We start from the raw sequence: 23,205 nt of genomic DNA on the forward strand, positions 1-23,205 counted from the left end.
CGGAGGACAGCCGGTGAGCCCGTACGACCTGCCCCACACCCCGCTGCGCCGCAGGCGCCCGCACGGAGCGACGCGGCCGAGGAGGTCCGGCAGGCGGCCGGTCGTCAGCGGGGCCGTGGTCGCCGGCGTCCTCGTCCTCGGCGCGGTGGTGCCGGCGTCGGCGCAGGCGGCGGACGCGGCGCCCGGGTACCCCGGGGAGGCGGCCGACTGGTCGCCGGGGGACAAGGACGGCTTCGGGACGGCGATCGGCGCCCTCGACAGCACGGTCTGGTACACGCTGAACGACGGCACGCTCAGCGAGGTCTACGCCCCGCGGATCGACACGCCGAGCTCCCGGGACACCCAGTTCGTCGTCACCGACGGCGCCACCTTCGCCGAGCGGGAGGACGAGGCCACCGACTCCGTCGTCGAGCTGGTCGACGCGCGGGCCCTGGTCTACCGCCAGGTCAACACCGCGCAGAGCGGCCGCTACCGGATCACCAAGACCTACACCACCGACCCGGACCGGCCCGCGGTCCTCGTCGACGTGCGCTTCGAGTCCCTCGACGGGCAGCCGTACCAGGTCTACCTGCTCCACGACGTCGGCCTCGGGCTCAACGCCAACGACGACACCGGCCGCTCCGCCGACGGGCGGCTGCTGGCGACCGACGGTGCGCTGAGCAGCGCCGTCACCGTCTCGGGCGGCCTCACCGACACCTCCAGCGGCTACCTGGAGCGCAGCGACGGCTGGGCCGACCTGCGCGACGACCACGTCCTCGACGACACCTGGGACGCCCCGACCCCCGGCAACGTGGTGCAGATCGGCCGCACCGGCCTCACCGGCACCGGCGACGGGCAGCAGCTCACCCTGTCGCTCGGCTTCGGGACGACGGAGGACGACGCCGCGCAGGCCGCCGACCGCGCGCTGGAGCGGGGCTTCGACGACGCCCTGGCGGCCTACACCGAGGCCTGGCACGACTACCTCGACGGCCTCGCGCCCGTCCCGGCCAGCGCCGGGCGGTGGCGCACGGAGTACGACGTGTCGGCGATGGTGGTCGCGGCGAGCGAGGACAAGACCTTCCGCGGCGGGTTCGTCGCCTCGCCGGGCAAGCCGTGGGCGTGGGCGAACGAGCTGCAGCACTTCCCGGTCTACCACGAGGTCTGGTCGCGCGACCTGTACCAGCACGCGACCGCCCTGATCGCGATGGGCGACGTCGCCGCCGCCGAGCGGGCACTGGACCACCTGTGGACGGTGCAGCAGCGTCCCGACGGGTCGTTCCCGCAGAACGCCCGCCTCGACGGGGAGGCGGTCTTCGGCGGGTTGCAGATGGACGAGGTGGCCCTGCCGATCGTGCTCGCCTGGCAGCTCGGCCGCACCGGGCCGGAGGACTGGGAGCGGGTGCGGCTCTCGGCGGACTTCCTCGTGGCCGAGGGCCCCGAGACCGAGCAGGAGCGCTGGGAGAACCTCGGCGGGTGGTCGCCGAACACCATCGCCGCCGAGATCGCCGGCCTGGTCACCGCGGCCGAGATCGCCCGCGCCAACGGTGACGACACCCGGGCCGACACCTACCTGGCCACTGCCGACCAGTGGCGGGCCGGCCTGGCGGAGTGGACGGTGACGACCACCGGCCCGCTGTCGCCCGACCCGTACCACCTGCGCATCACCGCCGACGGGGACGCCGACGCGGGCACGCAGATCCAGATCGCCGACGGCGGCCCGCTGGTCGACCAGCGCGAGGTGCTCGACCCGAGCTTCCTCGACCTGGTCCGGCTGGGCGTCGTGCCCGCCGACGACCCGGTCGTGACCACCACCCTGCGGCTGGTCGACGAGCAGCTGGCCTACGACACCGCCAACGGCCGGTTCTGGCACCGGTCGAGCTTCGACGGGTACGGGGAGAAGGCCGACGGCACCCAGTGGGAGCCGGTGGACCCGGGCTCGCGGGAGACGATCGGCCGCGGGTGGCCGCTGCTCACCGGCGAGCGGGGCGAGTACGAGCTGGCCCTCGGCGGCGACGCCGCCGCGACCGCCCAGGAGCGGCTGGACACGATGGCCCGGGCGGCCGACGACCGGTCGTTCTTCATGGCCGAGCAGGTCTGGGACGACCAGCCGCCGTCGGCCGAGGGCACGGAGTTCGTGCCGGGGGAGCCGACGTTCTCCGCGACGCCGCTGTCCTGGAGCCACGCGGGGTTCATCCGGCTGGCGCACGCCGTCGACGCCGGACGTCCCGTGGACACGCCCGAGGTCGTGGCCTGCCGGTACGGGACGTCGCTCTGCCAGGAGTGAGACCCGGTCGGCCCGCCGTACACGTCCGCGGAGGTGCCCCGTGCACCTCCGCGGACGTGCACGGGCCTCAGGCCTCGGCTATGCGCTTGATCGCGGCCAGCGTCGCCGGGATGCCCTCGTGTGCCGCGCGCGTGCGCTGCTCGACCTGCCGCGGGGCGTCCTCGCCGTACCGTTCGGCGAAGAACTCCAGGCCGGCGGGCAGGAACTCCCACGTCTCGGTCAGCCGGGTGCCGCCGTCGACCGGCTCGAGGAGGTAGCCCCACCGGACCAGCCGCCCGCTGACGAGCCACGCGAACTCCCGGCCGCGGTCGGCCGCCACCACCTGGCTGCGCGTCTCCCACGTGCGCTCGGGCGTGACGTTGCGGCCGGTGAACCACTCGCCGACCTGCCCGGTGGCGCCCTCGTCCCACCAGCAGGCGGCGCAGATCGGGCTCCACTCCCCGGTGCGGGTCACGTCGCTGACCAGGTCGTAGACCTCCTCGGGCGAGGCGGCGACGACGATCGAGTCCGAGTGCGTCAGCGAGGTGGTCACCCGGGGAGTCTCGCACCGGCCCCCGACTCGCCGACGACACGCGGTGACACGCCTGGAGCGGTCTGCGACACGCTCGATCCGGTTCCACAACCCGTGACAGACGCGCCGGGCGGCGCCCTCGGGCGGTGTCGCCCGGCGTCCCGCCGACCGTAGCTTCGCGCGGCATGGCGACCACCGCGACGAGGTCCGGACGGGTCCTCCTCGGAGACCGGGCCGTGCACCGCCTGGGGTTCGGCGGCATGAAGCTCACCGGGCCACGGGTCACCGGCCCCCCGGCCGACCGGGGCACCGCGCTCGCCGTCCTGCGCCGGGCCGTCGAGCTGGGTGTCGACCACGTCGACACCAGCGGCCTCTACGGGCCGCACGTGGTGAACGACCTGATCCGCGAGGCGTTGCACCCCTACCCCGAGGACCTGGTCATCGTCACCCGGGTCGGCGCCCGCCGGACGCCGGACGGCGGCTGGGACGAGGCGCTGACGCCGGGCGAGCTGCGCCGGTCGGTGGAGGAGGACCTCGAGCACCTCGGGCTCGACGCGTTGCACGTCGCCAACCTGCGGATGCCGGGCCTCGGGGAACCCGCGGAGCGCTCGCTCGGGAAGCCGCTCGAGGCGCTGGAGCGGCTGCGGCAGGAGGGGCTGGTCCGTCAGCTCGGCATCAGCCACGTCACCACCCGGCAGGTCGCCGAGGCGCGCCGCATCGCGCCGCTGGCCTGCGTGCAGAACCACTACAACCTCATCCACCGCACCGACGACGCCCTGGTCGACGACCTGGCCCGGGACGGGATCGCCTACACCGCGCTGGAGGGGGTCTCCTACACGTCGTTCTTCCCGGTGGGGGAACTGGGCCCGGCGCAGGCGGCGGCCCTGGACGCCGTCGCCCTGCGGCTCGGGGCGGCCCCCGTGCAGACGGCCGTCGCGTGGCTGCTGGCGCGCTCGCCGAACCTGCTGGTCATCCCGAGCGCCACCTCGGTCGACCAGCTGGAGGACCTCCTCGCGGCGGGCGACGTGGCACTGCGCCCCGCGGACGTCCAGGAGCTCGACCGCATCGCGGCGCTGGGAGGACCGCCGCCCGGCGGCCCGCCGGTGTGGGGCGGCGGGAGGAGCCCCGGGCAGCGCCCCGCCGCGAGCCCGTGAGCGGCAGCTGACGAGGGGGCGGGGCGCCGGTCTCCTCGCGGTAGCAGCGGCCGGGGCGGGCATGCTGCGGGGGTGACCTCACCCGCGAGCACCGCCTACGACGTCGCCGCCGTCCGCGCGGACTTCCCCGCCCTGCGCGCCGGGGCCGCCCACTTCGACGGGCCGGGCGGCTCGCAGGTGCCTCGTCAGGTCGCGCACGCCGTCGCGGCCACCCTCGGCTCCCCGATCGCCAACCGCGGCCGGCTGACCGAGGCCGAGCGCAACGCCGACGACGTCGTCCTGGCCGCCCGCGCCGCCGTCGCGGACCTCGTCGGCGGCGACCCGGGCGGCGTCGTCTTCGGCCGCTCGATGACCCAGCTGACCTACGACCTCTCCCGCACCCTGGCCGCCTCCTGGGGTCCCGGTGACGAGGTCGTCGTCACCCGCCTGGACCACGACGCCAACGTCCGGCCGTGGGTGCAGGCCGCCGCCACCCGCGGGGCCACCGTCCGCTGGGCCGACCTCGACCCGGACACCGGTGAGCTGACGCCCGAGGCGCTGCGCGCGGTGCTGTCGGACCGCACCCGCCTGGTCGCGGTCACCGGCGCCTCGAACCTCATCGGCACCCGGCCCGACGTCGCGGCGCTCACCGCACTGGCCCACGACGCCGGGGCGCTCACCTACGTCGACGGCGTGCACCTCACCGCGCACGCGCCGGTCGACGTCGCCGCGCTCGGCGCCGACCTCTACGCCTGCTCGCCGTACAAGTTCCTCGGGCCGCACCTGGGCTGCGTGACCGCCGCGCCGGCGCTGCTGGAGACGCTGCACCCGGACAAGCTGCTGCCCTCGACCGACGCCGTCCCGGAGCGGTTCGAGCTCGGCACCCTGCCCTACGAGCTGCTGGCCGGGACCACCGCGGCCGTCGACTACCTCGCCGCCCTCGGCGGCCCCGAGGGCGACCGGCGCGCCCGGCTGACCGCCGGGATGGCCGCCGTCGAGGCGCACGAGGACCGGCTGCGCGAGCGGGTCGAGGAGGGCGTCGCGGAGCTGCCCGGCGTCACGCTGTGGTCTCGCGCCCGGCACCGGACGCCGACCCTGCTGCTCACCTTCGCCGACCGGCCGGCCGCGGAGGTCTCGCGCGCGCTGGCCGAGCGGCGGGTCAACGCCCCGGCCGGCAACTTCTATGCGATCGAGGCCTCCCGGCGGCTCGGGCTCGGCGACGCCGGCGGGCTGCGGGTCGGGCTGGCGCCCTACAGCGACGACGACGACGTCGACCGCCTGCTCGAGGGCCTGCGCGCCGCCGCCTGACCCGGCATCGGAGCCTCTCCCCTCGTCCCGGGCGGCGCGACGGGAGGAGAGGATCCGCACCTCGGCTGACGCAGGTCGGGGAAGCCCTCCGCGAGCTGGGCGAACGCGGTCCGCAGCGCCTCGGCCAGGGAGTCGTCCCCGCCGGTCAGCCACACCTCGAACGCGGTGGTGGCGGCCGCGCGGGTGGCGGTGGCGACCAGGCGGGGGAGCAGGTCGGCGGGGTCCTGGCCGCGGCGGCGGGCGACGTAGCGCGCCACCACCGCGTCGACCTCGGCGTAGCGCAGCTGCGAGTGCGCCAGCAGCGCCGGCTCGGTGAGGATCAGCCGCATCCGCCGGCGCAGCACCGGCAGGTCGGCCTCGGCGTAGTCGTTCACCTCGACGTAGGCGCCGAACACCGCGGGCAGCACCGGGACGTCGTCGCCGGCGGCGTCCAGCAGGGCGGCCAGCCGGGACACGTGGCCGGCGAAGTCGCCCCACACGGCGTCGGCCTTGCCGCCCACGTGCCGGAAGAACGTGCGCCGGCTGGTGCCCGCGGCGGCGGCGATCTCCTCGATGGTCACCTGCTCGAAGCCCTCGGCGGTGAACAGCTCGAGGGCCGCGCTCTCGATCCGGGCGCGGGTGCTGGCGAGGCCGTCGCCCACGGCCGGCGGGACGGCGGTGATCGTCGGCGGGCTCACGCGCCCATCCTGGCCCACCCGGACGTGCCGGTCAGCCCCTCGCCGGCCGGCGGGCCACCCCCTCGCTTGCCGGTGGCACCCGGTGTCTCTAACGTCCCCCGCATCCCGTTCCGCCGTCCTCCGGAGGCCCCGCATGCCCGAGACGACCGCCCAGACCGAGCCCCAGGACGTGGCCCCCACCGCGGCCGCCGAGGAGGAGCTGGTCGAGGAGTCCCTCGTCGAGGAGGTCTCCATCGACGGCATGTGCGGCGTCTACTGAGCCGTCCGCGATGACCCCGACCGCTCCGGCCGCGGACGTGTTCGACCCTGCCCGGCCGTGGCGGCGCGCCCGGTCGGTGGCGCTGCGGCCGGAGCCGTTCGGGGCGCTGGTCTACCACTTCGGCAACCGCAAGCTGTCGTTCCTGAAGTCGAGGACGCTGGTCAGCGTCGTGGAGAGCCTCGCCGACCACCCCAGCGCCGACGCCGCCCTGCTCGCGTGCAGCGTCCCCGAGGCGCAGCGGCCCGCCTACGTCAAGGCGCTGGCCGACCTGGCCCGTTCCGAGATGATCGAGGTGCGCGCATGACCGCCGTCGTCCCCGAGAGGCCTGTGGGCGGCCGGCTGGTCGACCAGTTCGAGTACGGCCTGGACGCCCCCATCTGCCTGACCTGGGAGCTCACCTACGCCTGCAACCTGGCCTGCGTGCACTGCCTGTCCTCCTCGGGCCGGCGCGACCCCCGCGAGCTGAGCACCGCCGAGGCCGAGGCGGTGATCGACGAGCTGCAGCGGATGCAGGTCTTCTACGTCAACGTCGGCGGCGGCGAGCCGACCGTGCGGCCGGACTTCTGGCACCTGCTCGACTACGCCATCGGCCACGACGTCGGGGTCAAGTTCTCCACCAACGGCGTCAAGCTGGACGCCGAGCGGGCGCGGCAGTTGGCGGCCACCGACTACGTCGACGTGCAGATCTCCCTCGACGGCGCCACCGCCGAGGTCAACGACCGGGTCCGCGGTACCGGCTCGTTCGCCACCGCGACCAGGGCGCTGGAGAACCTGGCCGAGGCCGGGATGAGGGACTTCAAGGTCTCCGTCGTCGTCACCCGGGAGAACGTGTCGCAGCTCGACGCGTTCAAGGCCCTCACCGACCGGTACGGCGCCCAGCTGCGCATCACCCGGCTCCGCCCCTCCGGCCGCGGCGCCGACGTCTGGGACCAGCTGCACCCCACCCAGGCCCAGCAGCGGGAGCTCTACGCCTGGCTGCTGGCCAACGGCGACCGCGTGCTCACCGGCGACTCGTTCTTCCACCTGTCCGCCTACGGCGAGTCCCTGCCGGGGCTGAACCTGTGCGGCGCCGGGCGGGTGGTCTGCCTGATCGACCCGGTCGGCGACGTCTACGCCTGCCCGTTCGCCATCCACGAGCAGTTCCTCGCCGGCAACGTCCGGGACGAGGGCGGCTTCCAGCGGGTGTGGCAGCAGTCCGACCTGTTCCGTGAGCTGCGCAGCCCGCAGACCGGCGGCGCCTGCACCAGGTGCGCGCACTTCGACGCCTGCCGCGGCGGCTGCATGGCGGCCAAGTTCTTCACCGGCTTGCCGCTGGACGGCCCCGACCCCGAGTGCGTGCAGGGGTACGGCGAGACCGCGCTGGCCGCCCGGGACGCCGACCTGGTCACGCCGAAGAGCCACCTCGACCACTCGCACACCGGCCCGGTCCGCGGCCAGCCCACGCTGCTGGGCATGCCCGCGGTCCCCGCTCGACCCGCACCCGCACCCGCACCGCCCGCCCGGGCGTGCGACGAGTCCCCGCTGGCCGGCCTGCAGCTCGGCTGAGCCTCAGCGGATCGGCGCCACCCCGGCGGGCCCGGGCCCGTCGGGGAGAAGGCCGGGCGCGAGGTCGGCCAGGGTCATGGTCAGGAGCAGGGCGACGAGCAGGGCGAGCGTGAGCACGGGGCACCTCCGGTGGACGTGCCCCCAGGCTGACCGTCGCCCCTGACCGGGCCCGGTGACCTGCCTGGGAGTCCGCTGGGTGCCCCTGGCCCCCTCGCAGGGCCCCGGCCCGCGGGGAGCGTGGGCCGGGGGGCGAGGGGGTCCTCCATCACGGGAGGTCGACGACGTCCTTCTCGCCGGTGTCGGGCTTCGAGCCGGTGGTCTTGGCCTTGACGAAGCTCAGCGCCGTCGCCAGCCGGTTGCCGGGGCTGTCCCAGTACTCGGCGGTGTCGCCGTCGACCTTCACCAGGACGACGGAGGGGTCCTCGGGCCCCTGCGGCAGCCACGCCTCGACGCCGCTGTTCCACAGCTCCTTCTTCTTCTCGACGTCGTCGACGACGCGCGCGGTCCCGGTCAGCGAGACCCAGGTGCCGCCCGAGCCGATGCCCACGTTGACCTGCGGCGAGGCCTGGACGTGGCCGAGCCACGGGGCGTCGTGCTCGGCGAAGAACCAGAGGTCGCCGTCGAACTCGACCTCCTGCAGCGCCATGGGGCGGCTGGTGAGCCGGCCGTCGGGCATGGTCGTGGTGAGGAAGCCGAACTTCTGGCCCTTGATGAGCCCGGCGACCTTGGCGGTGGCGTCCTGCGAGTCGGTGGTCATGTCCCTGCCCTTCCCCGGATCGGCCACGTGACACGGGCGACACCCCGGCGTCCCGGAATGGACCGGCAGCCGGTTGCCTTGGGCAACGTCGTGACGACGATCCAGGACCGGCCGGAGACGCGACCGGCGACGACCCCCGACCGGCCCGGGACCGCCCGTACCGCGCTGACCCTCGGCGCCTTCGTGGCGCTCGGCCCCCTCACCGTGGACATGTACCTCCCGGCGCTGCCCACCATCGCCGACGACCTGCGGACCAGCTCGGCCACGGTGCAGCTGACCCTCACCGGCACGCTGGTCGGGTTGGCGCTGGGCCAGCTGGTGCTCGGGCCGCTGTCGGACGCCCTCGGCCGCCGCCGCCCGCTGCTGGCCGGGACGGCGCTGCACGTCGTCGCCTCGCTGCTGGTGCTCGTCGCGCCGTCGATCGCGGTGCTCGGGGTGCTGCGCTTCCTGCAGGGCGTGGGGACGGCGGCCGGCGCGGTCATCGCGCTCGCGGTCGTGCGGGACCTGTTCGAGGGCCGGGCCGCGGCCACCATGCTGTCCCGGCTGTTCCTCGTCCTCGGCGCGGCGCCGGTGCTCGCGCCGACCGTCGGCGGGGAGGTACTCCGGGTCACCTCGTGGCGCGGCGTGTTCCTGCTGCTCGCCGTCTACGGCCTGGCGCTGCTCGCCGTCGGCTGGTTCGCCGTGCGCGAGACGCTGCCGGAGGAGCGGCGGCGCAGCAGCGGCGTCGCCGGGACGCTGCGCGGCTACCGGGCGCTCCTGCGCGACCGCGCCTACGTCGGACTGGTGCTGGTCGCCGGGCTGACGATGGCCGGGCTGTTCAGCTACGTGTCGGGCTCCTCGTTCGTCTTCCAGGACCAGTTCGGCCTCGACGAGCAGCAGTTCGGCCTGCTCTTCGGCGCCGGCGCGGTCTGGCTGATCGGCGCCACCCAGCTCAACCCGGTCGTGCTGCGCTGGTTCTCCCCGGCCCAGGTCCTCGTGACCGGCGTCGTCGTGGGCGCGCTCGCGGGCGCGGTGCTGCTGGTGCTCGCGGGCACCGGCACCGGCGGGCTGTGGGCGGTCGCGCTGCCGCTGTGGGCGGTGCTGTTCGCCTCCGGCCTGGCGCTGCCCAACGCCCCGGCGCTCGCGCTGTCCCGGCACGGCGAAGCGGCCGGCACCGCGGCGGCGCTGCTCGGCGCGGTGCAGTTCGGCGTCGGCGCGGCGGTGGCCCCGCTGGTCGGCGTGCTCGGCAACGACGCGGTCGCCATGGGCGTCGTCGTCCTGACCGCGCTGGTCGTGGCGATCGCGGTCCTGCTGCTCGTCGTCCGGCCGTGGCAGCTCCCCGTGGACGTCGACGCCGAGGCCGTCCCCGCCTGAGCCGCCCGGCCGCGGGGGGACTGCCTAGGCTGACCCGGTGCCCGACCTGGCCGCCGCCGCGTGGCCGGAGCTGCCCGAGCGCCCGCTGCTGGTCGTCCCGCTCGGCTCGGTCGAGCAGCACGGGCCCGCCCTGCCGTTCGCCACGGACACGGTCGTGGCCGAGGCGGTGGCACGGGCGGCGGACCTCGACGGCGTCCTGGCCCCCGCCCTGCCCTACGGCGCCAGCGGCGAGCACGAGGGCTTCCCCGGCACCGTCTCGATCGGCACCGAGGCGCTGGCCACGCTGCTCGTCGAGTACGGCCGCTCCGCCTGCCGCTGGGCCGGCCGGCTGCTCGTCGTCAACGGGCACGGCGGCAACCTCGACGCGCTGCGCCGGGCCGTGCCGCTGCTGCGCACCGAGGGCCGCGACGCCGCCTGGTTCCCCTGCGGCGTCCCCGGCGGCGACGCGCACGCCGGGCGCACCGAGACCTCGCTGCTGTTGCACGTGGAACCGTCGGCCGTGCGGGCCGACCGGTCCGTCGCCGGCGTGACGACGCCGATCGGCGAGCTGCTGCCCCGGCTGCGCGCCGACGGTGTGCACGGGGTGAGCCCCACCGGCGTGCTCGGCGACCCGGCCGGCGCCTCGGCGGAGGAGGGCGCCCGCCTGCTGGCCGGCCTGGCGGTCCGCCTGGCGGCGGCGGTGGCCCGCTGGGACGTGGGCGAGGACGGGCGGCTCCGCTAGCCCCGCGGGCCCCGGTCTCCCCCGCGCGCCAGGATGGCGGGGACACGACACGGGGAGGAGACGCCGATGACCCAGCAGCCGGCCGTAGAGCAGGGCGCGGAGGTGGCCGCGGGGCGCGGCGCCGTCGAGACCAACGGCATCAACGTCATCGCCGAGGAGGAGCGCCGCGGCCGCCCGCGCCAGCTGTTCTGGCCGTGGTTCGGCGCCAACGTGAGCGTCCTGGGCCTGGCCTACGGCTCGTTCCTGCTCGGCTTCGGCATCTCCGCCGGGCAGGCGCTGGTCGCCGGGACGGTCGGCATCGTCGTCTCGTTCCTGCTCTGCGGGCTCGTCGCGATCGCCGGCAAGCGCGGCTCGGCGCCCACCCTCGTGCTCAGCCGCGCCGCGTTCGGCGTGCACGGCAACCGGGTCCCGGCCGCGCTGTCCTGGGTGCTCACCGTGGGCTGGGAGACGGTGCTGGTCAGCCTGGCCACCCTCGCGACGGCGACGGTGTTCGGGCAGCTCGGGTGGAGCGGCGGGACGACGACCCAGGTGGTCGCGCTGCTCGTCGTCGCCGCGCTGGTCGTGGCCGGCGGCGTGCTCGGCTTCGACGCGATCATGCGCATGCAGGCGGTGATCACCGTCGTCAGCGGCGTCCTCACCGTCGTCTACGTGGTGCTGGTGGCCGACGACGTCGACTGGTCGGCGGTGACCGCGGTCCCGGGCGGCACGACGGCGGCCGTCGTCGGCGCGCTGGTGCTGGCGATGACCGGCTACGGCTTCGGCTGGGTGAACGCCGCCGCGGACTACTCGCGCTACCTGCCGCGGACGGCGTCGACCGGCGGCGTGGTCGGCTGGACGACGTTCGGCGGCGCGCTGGCCCCGGTGGTGCTCCTGGGCACCGGCCTGCTGCTGGCCGCGTCGGACCCGGAGCTGTCGGGCGCGATCGGCGCCGACCCGATCGGCGCGCTCGGCGCGATCCTGCCGACCTGGTTCCTCGTGCCGTTCGTCGTCGTCGCGGTGCTCGGCCTGGTCGGCGGCGCGCTGCTGGACATCTACTCGTCGGGGCTGTCGCTGCTGGCCGCCGGGGTGCGGGTGCCCCGCCCGGTCGCCGCCGGCATCGACGGCACCCTCATGGTGCTGGGCGCGATCTGGGTGGTGTTCCTCGCGGACGCGGACTTCTCGTTCCAGTTCCAGGGGTTCCTCATCACCCTCGGCGTGCCGATCGCCGCCTGGTGCGGGGTCTTCCTCGGCGACCTCGCGCTGCGCCGCCGCCACTACGCGGAGGCCGACCTCTACGACGCGCGGGGCCGCTACGGCGCCGTCCCGCCGGTGCCGCTGGCGCTGCTCGGGGTGGGGACCGTGCTCGGCTGGGGGCTGGTCACCAACACCTACGCCGGCTGGCTGGACTGGCAGGGCTACCTGCTCGGCCCGCTCGGCCTCGGCGGCCGCGAGGGCGAGTGGGCCTTCGCCAACCTCGGCGTCCTGGCCGCCTTCCTCGTCGGGCTGCTCGGCACGCTCGCGCTGCGCCGCGGGGCCGTGCGGACGCAGGAGGCCGCCCCGGCGGTGCCGGGACGGCCTCCTGCGTACTGAGCCGGTCAGCCCTGCAGGGTCTCCGCGAACAGCGGCACGGCGTTCTCCAGGGCGTACCGGGTCCCGAGGACCGAGCCGCTGGAGAAGGCGCTGACCAGCGTCTCGTCCTCGAGCACGAGGGCGTTCCCCTGCTGCACCGACGGCAGCGTCTGCCACAGCGGGTTCGAGGTGATCTGCGCCGGGTCGACGAAGATCGGGAAGACGACGGTCAGCGGCGCGTCGAGCAGCGAGACCTGCTCGTCGGAGACCGGGACGAAGAAGTTCTCCGTGGCGAGGTCCTGGATCGCCTGCTTGTTGGTGAAGCCCAGCGCCTCCATGAAGTCGACCCGGGTGTCGCCGCGGACGTAGGCGCCGAAGCCCTCGGAGGTGTACGCGCCGACGGCGACCTCGGTGCCGTCGAACGCCGGGTCGGCCGCGGCGGCGTCGGCGAAGCGCTGCTCGAGGTCGCTCTGCAGCTGCGCGGCCTCGTCGCCCTTCCCGAGCGCCTGGCCGACCAGGTCCAGCTGCTGCTGCCAGGTGGTCTGGTAGGCGCCGACCCCCTCGGGCTGGCCGATCGTCGGGGCGATCGCGCTCAGGGAGTCGTAGCGCTCCTGGGTGGCGTCGGAGCGGGTGTCGAGGATGAGGTCGGGCTCCAGCGCGGCGATCGCCTCGAGGCTGGGCTCGAGGGTCTCGATGATCTCCGGTGCCTCGTCGTAGAGCCCCTCGGCCCACGGGCCGACGCCCTCGCCGCCGAAGCCGAGCCAGTCGCTCGCGCCGACCGGCTGCACGCCCAGCGCCAGCGCGGTCTCGGCGTCGGACCAGCCGAGGGCCACCACGCGCTGCGGCTCCTCCTCGACCTCCACGTCGCCGAAGGCGGTGCTGACGGTGACGGGGAAGGCGCCGTCGCCGCCGGCCGCGGGGGAGGACGCCTCGGACCCCGCCGTCGAGCCCCCGTCGTCGGAGCCGCAGGCGGCCAGTGCCGCGGCGGTGGTGAAGGCGGCCGCGGCCAGGGCGGCGCGCCGGGTCAGGGGACGGGACATGGACGTTCTCCTTCGGTCGGTCGCGGTAAGGCTAGCCTGACCTCACCTGGCCGCTGCGCCGCGGGCGGTTAGGGTCCGGCCGTGACGCACCCCTCCGGCTGGCTCGTCGTCGTCGACCTGCAGCGGGTGTTCGGTGACCCGGACTCCTCGTGGACGGCGCCCCGCTTCGAGGAGGTCCGCCCGCGCGTCCGGCGCCTGGTCGACGCCTTCGGAGACCGCGTCGTCCTCACCCGCTTCGTGGCGCCGCAGGAGCCCACCGGCGCCTGGGTCGGCTACTACGAGCGGTACCCCTTCGCGCTCCAGCCGCCCGACGCCCCGCTGTGGGACCTGGTCGAGGACCCCGGCCCGGCCCGCGTGCTCACCGCGACCACCTTCGGCAAGTGGGGCCCGGAGCTGGCGGAGGTGGTCGGAGACGGGCCGCTGACGGTGGCCGGCGTGGCCACCGACTGCTGCGTCGTCTCCACCGTGCTGCCCGCCGCCGACGCCGGCGTGCCGGTGCGGGTGGTCGCCGACGCCTGCGCCGGCAGCAGCGACGACGACCACCGCAAGGCGCTGGACCTCATGGGCCTCTACGCCCCGCTGGTCGAGGTCACCACCACCGGCGACGTGCTGGCCGGGTGAGCCTCCCGCCGCCTCCGGACGCCCGGCTGCCCGACGGCTGGGCGGTGCGGCTGGACCCGCGCACCCGCCGCCTGGAGGACGGCGCGGCGCTGCTCGGCGGCTCGCCGCTGCGGCTGCTGCGCCTGGCGCCCCGCGCCCGCGACCTGCTCGCCGGCGACCGACTCGTCGTCACCGGCCCGGCCACGGCGGCGCTCGCGGCCCGCCTGCAGGACGCCGGGGTCGCCGTCCCCGAGCCCGCCGGTCCCGCGCCCGGCCCGGACGGCGTCACCGTCGTCGTCCCCGTGCGCGACCGCGCCGCCGGGGTCGCCCGCCTGCTGGCCGCCCTGCGCGCCGACCCGGACACCGCCGCCGTGCGCGTGCTCGTCGTCGACGACGGCTCGGCCGACGCCGCCGCGCCGGCCGCGGCCGCCGCCGCGGGCGGGGCGGAGGTGCTGCGGCACGACCGCTCGCTCGGGCCCGCCGCCGCGCGGAACACCGGGCTGCGCGCCGCGACGACCGGCGCCGTCGCCTTCCTCGACTCCGACTGCGTGCCCCGGCCCGGCTGGCTGGCGGCCCTGCTGCCGCACCTCGCCGACCCGCGGCTGGCCGTCGTCGCCCCGCGGATCACCGCCCTGCCGGCCGCGGACCCCGGGTGGGTGACCGCCTACGAGACGGCGGTCAGCGCCCTGGACATGGGCCCGGACCCGGGGCCGGTCGCGCCGCTGTCGGGCCTGCCCTACCTGCCCAGCGCGGCGCTGCTGGTCCGGCGGGCGGCGCTGGGGGAGGGCTTCGACGCCGGCATGCGGGTGGCCGAGGACGTCGACCTGGTCTGGCGGCTGGCCGCGGCCGGCTGGCGGGTGCGCTACGAGCCGGCCGCGCGGGTGGACCACGAGCACCCGTCGGCCACCGGGGCGTGGCTGCGCCGGCGCGCGCTCTACGGCACGGGGGCCGCGCCGCTGGCCGCCCGGCACGGCCGCGCCGTCGCGCCGGTGGTCGTGAGCCCGTGGTCGGCCGCGGCCCTGGCCCTGGCGCTGGCCGGTGGGCGCGCCGGCCGGGTGCTGGCGGCCGCCGTGCTCGGCGACGCGACGGTCCGCCTGGCGCGCCGCGTCGCCGGCCCGGGCCGCCGGCCGCCGTACGGCCTGGCCGCGGCGCTGGTGCTGCGCGGCACGGCCGCGGCCGGCCGCACGCTGGCCCGCTCGGCCACCCGGCACCACTGGCCGCTGACCGCCGTCGCGGCGCTGGTCTCCCGCCGCGCGCGGCGGGCCGCACTGGCCGTCGCCGTCGCCGACGCCGTCCTCGCCTGGTGGCCGCACCGGGCGGAGGTGGGCCCGTTGCGTTTCGCTGCCGCCCGCCGGCTGGAGGACCTGGCCTACGGCGCGGGGCTCTGGGCGGGGGCGCTGCGCCGCCGCGACCCGGCCGCGCTGCTCCCCGCGCGACCGCCGGCGGTCTGAGGCCCGGCCCGTCCCTGGTGGAATCGTGCGATCCGGGTCACCATGTGCGGGCCATGACTCTCTGTTCGGGGGACACGCCGTGACCGGCGCCAGCCCGTGGCTCGCGCTGCCCGAGGGGCGTCCCACGCCCGGACTGACCCGCCGCCTGCGCGCGGCCCACGAGACGCTGGTGACCCGGGGCGCCCCGCCGCCCCGCCCGGACGTGCGGTCGGTGGTCTGGGACTCCTGGCGGCGCAGCCTGGGCAGCGGCGTCGACCCCGACGGGCAGGGCCCGCCGGTCGACCTGCTCGACGACGACCTCGCCGGCTACCGCGCCGCCCACCCGCTGGCCCCGGTGCTGCCGGTGATCCGCCGGCTGCTGGTCGAGGACGCCGAGGCCGACCGGATGATCGTCGCGGTCACCGACGCCGACGGCCGGATGCTGTGGGTGGAGGGCGACCGCCGCCTGCGCTCGCTGGCCGAGACGATGAACTTCGTCGCCGGCGCCCGGTGGGCCGAGGAGGTCGCCGGCACCAACGCCCCCGGCACCGCGCTCGCCCTCGACCACCCGGTGCAGATCTACGGCAGCGAGCACTACCGCCGCCCGGTGCAGCCGTGGAGCTGCTCGGCCGCGCCGGTCCACCACCCGGTCACCGGGGTGCTGCTCGGCGCCATCGACGTCACCGGCGGCGACCACGTGGCCAGCCCGCACGTGCTCACGCTCGTCCGCGCGACCGTGGCCGCCGTCGAGTCCGAGCTGCGCTGGCTGCACCGCGAGGAGCAGCGCGACGCCGCCCGCGGTCCCCGGCCCGCACCGCCGGTGCGGCCCGCCGCGCCCCGGCTGGACGTCCTCGGCCGCGAGCGCGCCCGGCTGACCCTGCCCGGCGGACCGGTCGAGCTCTCGCTGCGCCACTCCGAGCTGCTGCTCCTGCTCGCCGAGGCGGCCGCCGCGGGGGAGGGCCGCAGCACCGAGCAGCTGGCCGCCGAGTGCCACGCCGGCGACACCGCCGCGGTCACCGTGCGCGCCGAGCTGTCCCGGCTGCGCCGGCTGGTCGGCGACGACCTGGTCGGCTCGCGCCCCTACCGGCTGCTGCGCCCGCTGGAGACCGACCTGGAGGCGGTGCGCCGGCTGCTCGACCGCGGCGCCGTCGCCGCGGCGCTGGACCGCTACCCCGGCCCGGTCCTGCCCCGCTCGACCGCGCCCGGCGTCGCCCTCGCCCGCCGCCGCCTGGTCGCCGCGCTGCGCGGCGCCGTGCTCGGCAGCCGCCGGCCCGAGCTGCTGCTGCGCTGGACCGCCCTGCCCGAGGCCCGCGACGACGCCGCCGCCTGGCAGGCCTGCCTCGAGGCGCTGCCCGCCGGGTCCCCGCGCCGTGGCGCCGTCGCCGCCCACCTGCTCGCCCTCCGGCGGTCCCCCCGCGCCTGAGGCCCCTGCGGCAGAGATGGCCATCTCCGCCACCCGGGGAATCATTTCCGCCACCCGGGGAATACGGCCCGGCGGCGTTCACTTGGCACGGTCACGTGAGTGCCAGCACCGCCGCCCCGCCGGCTCCCGCGACCCCGTCCCTGGCCACGCCGCGCGTGGCCGTCGCGCTGGTCGCGCTCGCGCTCGGCGGGTTCGCGATCGGCACCACCGAGTTCGTCACGATGGGCCTGCTGCCCGACATCGCCGCCGGCGTCGGCGTGGACATCCCGACGGCGGGCCACGTCATCTCCGCCTACGCGCTCGGCGTCGTCGTCGGCGCCCCGGTCATCGCCGCGCTGGGCGCCCGGCTGCCCCGCCGCGCCCTGCTCGTCGGGCTCATGGCCGCCTTCCTCGCCGGCAACGCGCTGAGCGCCCTCGCGCCCGGGTCGGCGTCGCTGCTGCTGGCCCGGTTCGTCAGCGGCCTGCCGCACGGCGCCTACTTCGGCGTCGCCTCGCTGGTCGCCGCCTCCCTGGTGCCGCCGTCGCTGCGCGGCCGGGCGGTGAGCACGGTGATGCTCGGGCTGGCCGTGGCCAACGTCGCGGGCGTCCCCGCGGCCACCTGGCTCGGGCAGACGCTGGGCTGGCGCTCGGCCTACTGGGCCGTGGTGGTCCTCGCCGCGCTCACCGTCGCGGCCGTGCTCGCCGTCGTCCCCTCCACGCCCGGGTCGCAGGAGGCGAGCGTGCGCGCCGAACTCGGCGCGCTGCGCCGCCCGCAGGTGCTGCTCACCCTGGCCGTGGCCACCGTCGGGTTCGGCGGCATGTTCGCCGTCTACAGCTACGTCGCGCCGCTGACCACCGAGGTCACCGGCCTCTCGCGCGGCGTCGTCCCCTGGGTGCTGCTCGCCTTCGGCATCGGCGGCGTCGTGGGGACCGCACTCGGCGGGCGGCTGGCCGACATCGCGCTGTTCCGCTCGCTGGTCGCCACGCTCGTCGCGCTGGCCGTCCTCCTGGCGCTGGTCGGCCCCGCCGCCGCCACCGGCCCCACCCTGCTGGCCGGCATCTTCCTGCTCGCGGTCGCCGCGTCGACGCTGGTGGTGTGCCTGCAGCTGCGGTTGATGGAGGTCGCCGGGGAGGCGCAGATGCTCGGTGCCGCGCTCAACCACTCGGCGCTCAACGCGGCCAACGCCCTCGGCGCGTGGCTGGGCGGCGTGGTCATCGCCGCCGGGTACGGCTACACCGCACCGAGCCTGGTCGGCGTCGGGCTGGCCGTGCTCGGCCTGGTCGCGCTGGCCGGCAGCGCGGCCCTGCGGCGGCGGGAGCTGCGCGCCGTCCCCGCCTGACGCGCGCTGCAACGGGCCTGCAACCTCTCCGCTGCGGCAGACCGGCCGCCGCTGCGCCGCAGCTGCGGCCAGTACGCCCGCGGACCTCCGCAACTGCGGACAAGCAGGTCACCCGGTCACAGGTAAGCGTGGCCTAAGTCACTCCGCCGTTGACAGACTCCGCCGCGGAGCGCCCGCGGGACGGGCGCGATCGCCCCCTGCACCGGAGCGGAGGATCCATGACCCAGGTCAGCATGAGGGTCGACGGCGTGACCTACACCGACGAGGTCGAACCCCGGACCCTGCTGGTCCACCACCTGCGCGAGGCCCTCGGCAAGGTGGGCACCGTGGTCGGCTGCGACACCAGCAACTGCGGCGCCTGCACCGTCCACCTCGACGGGCAGGCCGTGAAGTCCTGCACCGTCCTCGCCGTCCAGGCCGACGGCGCCGAGGTCACCACCATCGAGGGCATCGGCAGCGAGGGCGCACTGCACCCGGTGCAGAAGGCCTTCCACGAGATGCACGGTCTCCAGTGCGGCTACTGCACGCCCGGGATGATCATGGCCTCGATCGACCTGCTCAAGGAGAACCCGAGCCCCAGCGAGACCGAGGTCCGCGAGGGCATCGAGGGCAACCTCTGCCGCTGTACCGGCTACCAGAACATCGTCCGCGCGGTGCAGCAGGCCGCGGGGGAGATGTCCGGCTCCTCCGAGACCCTGGGAGCGCAGGCGTGACCGTCACCGAGGACGCGGCCACCACCCAGACCCCGGCCCCGGACAAGGAGGTCGGCAAGGCCCGCCGCCGCAAGGAGGACGCCCGCCTCATCACCGGGCGCACCACCTGGACCGACAACATGGTCCTGCCCGGGATGCTGCACCTCAGCGTCGTGCGCAGCCCCGTGGCCCACGCCCGCATCACCTCGATCGACGTCTCGGCGGCGAAGGAGGCCCCCGGCGTCGTCGCGGTGTTCACCGGCCGCGACCTCGCCGACGAGCAGGGCTCCATCCCCTGCGCCTGGCCGGTCACGCCGGACATGAAGAACCCCGGCCACCCCTCGATCGCCGTCGACGGCGTGAACCACGTGGGTGAGGCGGTGGCGGTCATCGTCGCCCGCTCGCGCACCGCGGCCGCCGACGCCGTCGAACTGGTCGACGTCGACTACGAGACGCTGCCGCCGGTCCTCGACATGGAGGAGGCCGTCCGCGACGGCGCGGAGCTGGTGCACGACGAGCTCGGCACGAACACGAGCTACCACTTCGTCTTCGACGCCGGCGAGGCCGGCACGGGCGTGGACACCGAGCAGGCCTTCGCCGACGCCGACGTCGTCGTCAGCCGGCGGTTCGTCAACCAGCGGCTGATCCCGGCATTCATGGAGCCGCGCTCGGTCGTCGTCCAGCCCCAGGGCGAGAACTTCACGCTGTGGTCGGCCACCCAGATCCCGCACGTGCTGCGGGTGATGCTGGCGATGGTCACCGGCATCCCGGAGCACAAGCTGCGCGTCGTCGCCCCCGACGTCGGCGGCGGCTTCGGCGGCAAGCTGCAGGTCAACCCCGAGGAGATCCTCGCGCTGCTGATCGCGCGCCGCCTCGGCAAGCCGGTCAAGTGGACCGAGACGCGCAGCGAGTCGCTGATGACCGCCCACCACGGCCGCGACCAGATCCAGTACATCGACGTGGCCGCCGACCGCGAGGGCAACGTCAAGGGCCTGCGCGTGCGGCTGCTCGCCGACATGGGCGCCTACCTGCGGCTGATCACCCCGGGCGTCCCGGCGCTGGGCGCGTTCATGTTCCCCGGCATCTACAAGTTCCCGGCCTACCGCTTCGAGTGCGACGGCGTCTTCACCAACAAGGTCCCCACCGACGCCTACCGCGGCGCCGGCCGGCCCGAGGCCACCTTCGCCGTCGAGCGGATCATGGACGAGCTCGCCGTCGAGCTCGGGATGGACCCGCTCGAGCTGCGGCGCAAGAACTGGATCGACGCCGCGGAGTTCCCGTTCACCACCGTCGCCGGCCTCGAGTACGACAGCGGCGACTACGACTCGGCCACCCAGCAGGCGCTGGAGCTGCTCGGCTACGACGAGCTGCGCGAGGAGCAGCGCCGCCGGCGCGAGTCGAACGACCCGGTGCAGCTCGGCATCGGCTTCTCCACCTTCACCGAGATGTGCGGCCTGGCGCCCTCCCGGGTGCTCGGCTCGCTGTCCTACGGCGCGGGCGGCTGGGAGTCGGCGTCGATCCGGATGCTGCCCACCGGCAAGGTCGAGGTCGTCACCGGCTCGACGCCGCACGGCCAGGGCCACGAGACGGCGTGGAGCCAGCTGGTCGCCGACCAGCTCGGCGTGCCGTTCGAGGACGTCGAGGTGCTGCACGGCGACACCGCCGTCGCCCACAAGGGCATGGACACCTACGGCTCGCGCTCGCTGGTCGTCGGCGGCACCGCGGTGGTCAAGGCCGCCGACAAGGTGATCGCCAGGGCCCGCCGGGTCGCCGCGCACCTGCTCGAGGCCAACGAGGACGACCTGGACTTCTCCGGCGGGAAGTTCACCGTCCGCGGGACGCCGGGCACCGGGATGTCGATCCAGGAGATCGCGCTCGCCGTCTTCGCCGCGCACGACTACCCCGAGGACATCGAGCCCTCGATCGACGCGGACGCGACCTTCGACCCGGTCAACTTCTCCTTCCCGCACGGCACGCACGTGTGCGCGATGGAGGTCGACACCGAGACCGGGTTCGTGAAGATCCGCAAGTACGCCTGCGTCGACGACGTCGGCACGATCGTCAACCCGCTCATCGTCGAGGGGCAGGTGCACGGCGGCCTGGCCCAGGGCATCGCGCAGGCGCTGTACGAGGAGGCCGTCTACGACGCCGACGGCAACCTCACCACCGGCACCTTCGTCGACTACCTGGTCCCCTCGGCCGCCGACCTGCCGCACTTCGACACCGGCAACACCGTGCACGTGGCGCCGGGCAACCCGATCGGCGCCAAGGGCGTGGGCGAGGCCGGCTGCATCGCCAGCACCCCGGCGGTGGTCAACGCCGCGCTCGACGCCGTCCGGCACCTCGGCGTGGAGGACATCCGGATGCCGCTGACCCCCGAGCGGGTGTGGCGGGCCATCCACGAGGGCGGCGACGGCGGGGACCGGGCCACGGCCGGGTCCAACGCCTACGGCGGCGCCCAGACCGAGACCACCGCCGGTGTCTCGACCCCCCAGTCCGCTCTCGGAGGCGACCGGTGACCGGCCGACACGACGAAGGAGTAGAGCCGTGATCCCCGCCCCGTTCGAGTACGTCCGGCCGACGACGGTCGAGGAGGCCGTCCAGGCGGTCGCCGAGGGCGGCGAGGACGTCAAGGTCATGGCCGGCGGCCAGTCGCTCATCCCGGTCATGCGGCTGCGCCTGGCCGCGCCGGAGACGATCGTCGACCTCGGCCGGGTGGCGGAGATGCGCGGCGTCCGCGAGGAGGGCGACTCGCTGGTCATCGGTGCGATGACCACGCACGCCGACGTCCTCACCGACCCGCTGATCGCGCAGCACGCGAAGCTCGTCGCGGAGGCGACCGAGACGGTGGCCGACCGGCAGACCCGCCGGCGCGGCACCTTCGGCGGCGCCCTGGCGCACGCCGACCCGGCCGGCGACCTGCCGGCGGTGGCGCTCGCGCTGGACGCCGAGATGGTCGTCGCCGGGCCGGGCGGGCGCCGCACGGTGCCCGCGCGGGAGTTCTTCGTCGACTACCTGACCACCGCCCTCGACGAGGGCGAGGTCCTGGTCGAGATCCGGGTGCCGAAGCTGGCCGGCGACTGGGGCGTGCGCTACGAGAAGTTCAACCGCGTGGCGCAGGCGTGGTCGATCGTCGCGGTCGCCGCGGCGGTGCGGCGCGAGAACGGGCACATCGCCGAGGCGCGGATCGGGCTGACCAACATGGGCCCGACCCCGCTGCGGGCGTCGGCCACCGAGGCCGCGCTCAGCGGTGCCGCCGCGTCCCCGGACACGGTGGCCTCCGCGGCGCGGTCGGCGGCCGAGGGCACCAGCCCGAGCAGCGACCTCAACGCCCAGGCCGACTACCGCGAGCACCTCGCGCAGGTGCTCACCCGCCGCGCGGTCACCGCCGCCGCCGGGTTGTAGCGTCCGACACAACCCCGGCTCCGCCGTCCCTCGGCCGGCCCGCCCTCCCGGGCGGACCGGCCGAGGTCCTTTCCCACCCCGGAGGTCGCACCGTGCAGCTGGAGAACTCGTTCACCGTCCCCGTGCCCGTCGACGAGGCCTGGCGGGTGCTGCTCGACATCGAGCGGATCGCCCCGTGCATGCCCGGCGCCGCGCTCGACTCGGTCTCCGGTGACGACTTCACCGGCCGGGTCAAGGTCAAGCTCGGCCCGATCAACCTGACCTACCAGGGCAAGGCGTCGTTCGTGGAGAAGGACGAGGCCGCGCACCGCGCCGTCATCGACGCGCGCGGCAAGGACCAGCGGGGCAACGGGACGGCGGCGGCCACCATCACCGCCCAGCTCCAGGGCGAGGGGACGACGACGCGGGTCGACGTCCTCACCGACCTCAACATCACCGGCCGCCCGGCCCAGTTCGGCCGCGGCGTCATGACCGACGTCGGCAACAAGCTGCTCGGCCAGTTCGCCGACAAGCTCGCCGCCCAGCTGGCCAGCGGCGACGACGTGACCGTCGACCAGGCGGCCGCCGCGGAGCAGCAGGAGCCGACCGTCACCGGGAAGGTCGCCGCCACCGCGGCCGGGGTCGCCGAGGAGGTCGCCCAGTCGGTCGAGCAGGTGCCCGGCGACAACGCGGTCGCCGCGAAGGTGCGCGGGGCCGGCACGGCGGCGCGGGAGGCCGCGGCGTCCGCCACCGACGCCGCGCGCAAGCCCGCGAAGAAGGCCCCCGCGAAGAAGGCGGCAGCCGCGGCGGCGTCGTCCTCCCCGTCGCCGACGGAGACCGCGCCGATCACCGCCCCGGTCACCGGCGCCACCGACACCGTCTCCATCCCCGCGGTGTCGGACACCGCGCCGGCCGCGGCGGACGCCGCCCCGTCGGCCTCGGACACCGCGCCGGCCGCGGCGGTCGGTCCGGTGCCGAGCACGCCGCCGTCGCGCAACACCGCCCCGCCGAGCCGCCCGGGCACGGGTGCCCCGCCGCGCAGCACGCCGGCCGCGGCTCCGGTCAGCCGCCAGCCGGCCGCCGAGCCCGAGCCGATCGACCTGCTCGAGGTGGCCGGCGGCGCCGCGCTCGCCCGCTACGCCGGTCCCGGCGCCGCCGTCCTCGCGGTGCTGCTGCTCATCCTCTTCGCAGCCCGCCGCCGTCGTTCCTGAGCGTCGGGCCCGTTGATCATCGGATCCTTGC

Annotated in this window: 21 protein-coding genes; 17 read left to right on the forward strand and 4 right to left on the reverse strand. The window is 75.9% G+C overall.

The window, feature by feature from the left end:
* The first annotated feature begins 13 nt into the window (after positions 1–13).
* Complete coding sequence (locus ACI796_RS17515; RefSeq protein ID WP_456942497.1) at positions 14–2,263, forward strand: glycoside hydrolase family 15 protein; 2,250 nt, start codon at positions 14–16, stop codon at positions 2,261–2,263.
* Between the two features lie 67 nt (positions 2,264–2,330).
* On the opposite strand, the gene ACI796_RS17520 is transcribed toward ACI796_RS17515, so the two are convergent.
* Positions 2,331–2,795 (reverse strand): SRPBCC family protein, encoded by a 465-nt coding sequence (locus ACI796_RS17520; RefSeq protein ID WP_456942498.1) that lies wholly within the window; start codon positions 2,793–2,795, stop codon positions 2,331–2,333.
* A gap of 164 nt (positions 2,796–2,959) precedes the next feature.
* On the opposite strand from ACI796_RS17520, the gene ACI796_RS17525 reads away from it, so the two are divergent.
* Together ACI796_RS17525 and ACI796_RS17530 are read left to right on the forward strand one after the other, a co-directional pair.
* Positions 2,960–3,928: an oxidoreductase gene (locus ACI796_RS17525; RefSeq protein WP_456942499.1), complete on the forward strand. Its 969-nt coding sequence runs from the start codon at positions 2,960–2,962 to the stop codon at positions 3,926–3,928.
* 72 nt (positions 3,929–4,000) lie between these two features.
* Entirely contained in the window at positions 4,001–5,215 is a 1,215-nt protein-coding gene (locus ACI796_RS17530) for a cysteine desulfurase-like protein (protein WP_456942500.1), read from the forward strand.
* Here ACI796_RS17530 and mftR read toward each other — a convergent pair.
* Positions 5,158–5,892 carry a mycofactocin system transcriptional regulator gene (mftR, locus tag ACI796_RS17535; protein ID WP_456942501.1) on the reverse strand — a complete coding sequence of 245 codons (735 nt, stop codon included), beginning with the start codon at positions 5,890–5,892 and terminating at the stop codon, positions 5,158–5,160. The genes ACI796_RS17530 and mftR overlap by 58 nt on opposite strands.
* A 133-nt stretch (positions 5,893–6,025) precedes the next feature.
* Here mftR and mftA point away from each other — a divergent pair, with 133 nt between their 5' ends.
* From mftA to mftC, 3 genes are read left to right on the forward strand one after another with little or no spacing between them, the layout of a single operon-like run.
* Positions 6,026–6,151 carry a mycofactocin precursor MftA gene (mftA, locus tag ACI796_RS17540; protein ID WP_456942502.1) on the forward strand — a complete coding sequence of 42 codons (126 nt, stop codon included), beginning with the start codon at positions 6,026–6,028 and terminating at the stop codon, positions 6,149–6,151.
* Between the two features lie 10 nt (positions 6,152–6,161).
* Positions 6,162–6,455 (forward strand): mycofactocin biosynthesis chaperone MftB, encoded by a 294-nt coding sequence (gene mftB, locus ACI796_RS17545; protein ID WP_456942503.1) that lies wholly within the window; start codon positions 6,162–6,164, stop codon positions 6,453–6,455.
* Positions 6,452–7,696 carry a mycofactocin radical SAM maturase gene (gene mftC, locus ACI796_RS17550; RefSeq protein WP_456942504.1) on the forward strand — a complete coding sequence of 415 codons (1,245 nt, stop codon included), beginning with the start codon at positions 6,452–6,454 and terminating at the stop codon, positions 7,694–7,696. Before mftB ends, mftC begins: the two co-directional genes overlap by 4 nt.
* A gap of 265 nt (positions 7,697–7,961) precedes the next feature.
* Here mftC and ACI796_RS17555 read toward each other — a convergent pair whose 3' ends face one another.
* Positions 7,962–8,453 (reverse strand): pyridoxamine 5'-phosphate oxidase family protein, encoded by a 492-nt coding sequence (locus tag ACI796_RS17555; protein ID WP_456942505.1) that lies wholly within the window; start codon positions 8,451–8,453, stop codon positions 7,962–7,964.
* 90 nt (positions 8,454–8,543) lie between these two features.
* Here ACI796_RS17555 and ACI796_RS17560 point away from each other — a divergent pair, with 90 nt between their 5' ends.
* From ACI796_RS17560 to ACI796_RS17570, 3 genes are all read left to right on the forward strand, one after another.
* A complete protein-coding gene (locus ACI796_RS17560; protein WP_456942506.1) occupies positions 8,544–9,806 on the forward strand; it encodes a multidrug effflux MFS transporter in 1,263 nt (420 codons plus the stop codon).
* Between the two features lie 37 nt (positions 9,807–9,843).
* Positions 9,844–10,527, forward strand: a complete 684-nt coding sequence (mftE, locus tag ACI796_RS17565; RefSeq protein WP_456942507.1) for a mycofactocin biosynthesis peptidyl-dipeptidase MftE — start codon at positions 9,844–9,846, stop codon at positions 10,525–10,527.
* A gap of 66 nt (positions 10,528–10,593) precedes the next feature.
* Positions 10,594–12,096 (forward strand): purine-cytosine permease family protein, encoded by a 1,503-nt coding sequence (locus ACI796_RS17570; RefSeq protein ID WP_456942508.1) that lies wholly within the window; start codon positions 10,594–10,596, stop codon positions 12,094–12,096.
* Between the two features lie 5 nt (positions 12,097–12,101).
* Here the strand turns inward: ACI796_RS17570 and ACI796_RS17575 are convergent, their stop codons facing one another.
* Positions 12,102–13,115: an iron-siderophore ABC transporter substrate-binding protein gene (locus tag ACI796_RS17575; protein ID WP_456942509.1), complete on the reverse strand. Its 1,014-nt coding sequence runs from the start codon at positions 13,113–13,115 to the stop codon at positions 12,102–12,104.
* Positions 13,116–13,196: 81 nt separating this feature from the next.
* On the opposite strand from ACI796_RS17575, the gene ACI796_RS17580 reads away from it, so the two are divergent.
* The 8 genes from ACI796_RS17580 to ACI796_RS17615 all read left to right on the forward strand — a co-directional run bounded on the left by ACI796_RS17580 (position 13,197) and on the right by ACI796_RS17615 (position 23,174).
* Complete coding sequence (locus tag ACI796_RS17580) at positions 13,197–13,736, forward strand: cysteine hydrolase family protein (RefSeq protein WP_456942510.1); 540 nt, start codon at positions 13,197–13,199, stop codon at positions 13,734–13,736.
* The gene (gene mftF, locus ACI796_RS17585) at positions 13,733–15,166 is read left to right on the forward strand and encodes a mycofactocin biosynthesis glycosyltransferase MftF (protein ID WP_456942511.1); all 1,434 of its coding nucleotides are present in this window, start codon (positions 13,733–13,735) and stop codon (positions 15,164–15,166) included. Before ACI796_RS17580 ends, mftF begins: the two co-directional genes overlap by 4 nt.
* A gap of 79 nt (positions 15,167–15,245) precedes the next feature.
* Positions 15,246–16,568 (forward strand): GAF domain-containing protein, encoded by a 1,323-nt coding sequence (locus tag ACI796_RS17590; RefSeq protein WP_456942512.1) that lies wholly within the window; start codon positions 15,246–15,248, stop codon positions 16,566–16,568.
* 95 nt (positions 16,569–16,663) lie between these two features.
* Complete coding sequence (locus tag ACI796_RS17595; RefSeq protein ID WP_456942513.1) at positions 16,664–17,887, forward strand: MFS transporter; 1,224 nt, start codon at positions 16,664–16,666, stop codon at positions 17,885–17,887.
* A 218-nt stretch (positions 17,888–18,105) separates the two neighbouring features.
* Positions 18,106–18,600: a (2Fe-2S)-binding protein gene (locus tag ACI796_RS17600; protein WP_456942514.1), complete on the forward strand. Its 495-nt coding sequence runs from the start codon at positions 18,106–18,108 to the stop codon at positions 18,598–18,600.
* Positions 18,597–21,098 carry a xanthine dehydrogenase family protein molybdopterin-binding subunit gene (locus ACI796_RS17605; protein ID WP_456942515.1) on the forward strand — a complete coding sequence of 834 codons (2,502 nt, stop codon included), beginning with the start codon at positions 18,597–18,599 and terminating at the stop codon, positions 21,096–21,098. The genes ACI796_RS17600 and ACI796_RS17605 overlap by 4 nt, the downstream gene beginning before the upstream one ends.
* 28 nt (positions 21,099–21,126) lie before the next feature.
* Complete coding sequence (locus ACI796_RS17610) at positions 21,127–21,984, forward strand: FAD binding domain-containing protein (protein ID WP_456942516.1); 858 nt, start codon at positions 21,127–21,129, stop codon at positions 21,982–21,984.
* 92 nt (positions 21,985–22,076) lie between these two features.
* Positions 22,077–23,174 (forward strand): SRPBCC domain-containing protein, encoded by a 1,098-nt coding sequence (locus tag ACI796_RS17615; RefSeq protein WP_456942517.1) that lies wholly within the window; start codon positions 22,077–22,079, stop codon positions 23,172–23,174.
* Positions 23,175–23,205 lie beyond the last annotated feature (31 nt).

This window comes from Geodermatophilus sp. SYSU D00525, assembly GCF_054050475.1.

Coding starts and splice junctions, on each gene's coding strand:
- ACI796_RS17525 (WP_456942499.1), top strand. CDS start 2,960: ATGGCGACCACCGCGACGAGGTCCGGACGGGTCCTCCTCGGAGACCGG.
- mftA (WP_456942502.1), top strand. CDS start 6,026: ATGCCCGAGACGACCGCCCAGACCGAGCCCCAGGACGTGGCCCCCACC.
- mftB (WP_456942503.1), top strand. CDS start 6,162: ATGACCCCGACCGCTCCGGCCGCGGACGTGTTCGACCCTGCCCGGCCG.
- mftC (WP_456942504.1), top strand. CDS start 6,452: ATGACCGCCGTCGTCCCCGAGAGGCCTGTGGGCGGCCGGCTGGTCGAC.
- ACI796_RS17555 (WP_456942505.1), bottom strand. CDS start 8,453: ATGACCACCGACTCGCAGGACGCCACCGCCAAGGTCGCCGGGCTCATC.
- ACI796_RS17570 (WP_456942508.1), top strand. CDS start 10,594: ATGACCCAGCAGCCGGCCGTAGAGCAGGGCGCGGAGGTGGCCGCGGGG.
- ACI796_RS17575 (WP_456942509.1), bottom strand. CDS start 13,115: ATGTCCCGTCCCCTGACCCGGCGCGCCGCCCTGGCCGCGGCCGCCTTC.
- ACI796_RS17600 (WP_456942514.1), top strand. CDS start 18,106: ATGACCCAGGTCAGCATGAGGGTCGACGGCGTGACCTACACCGACGAG.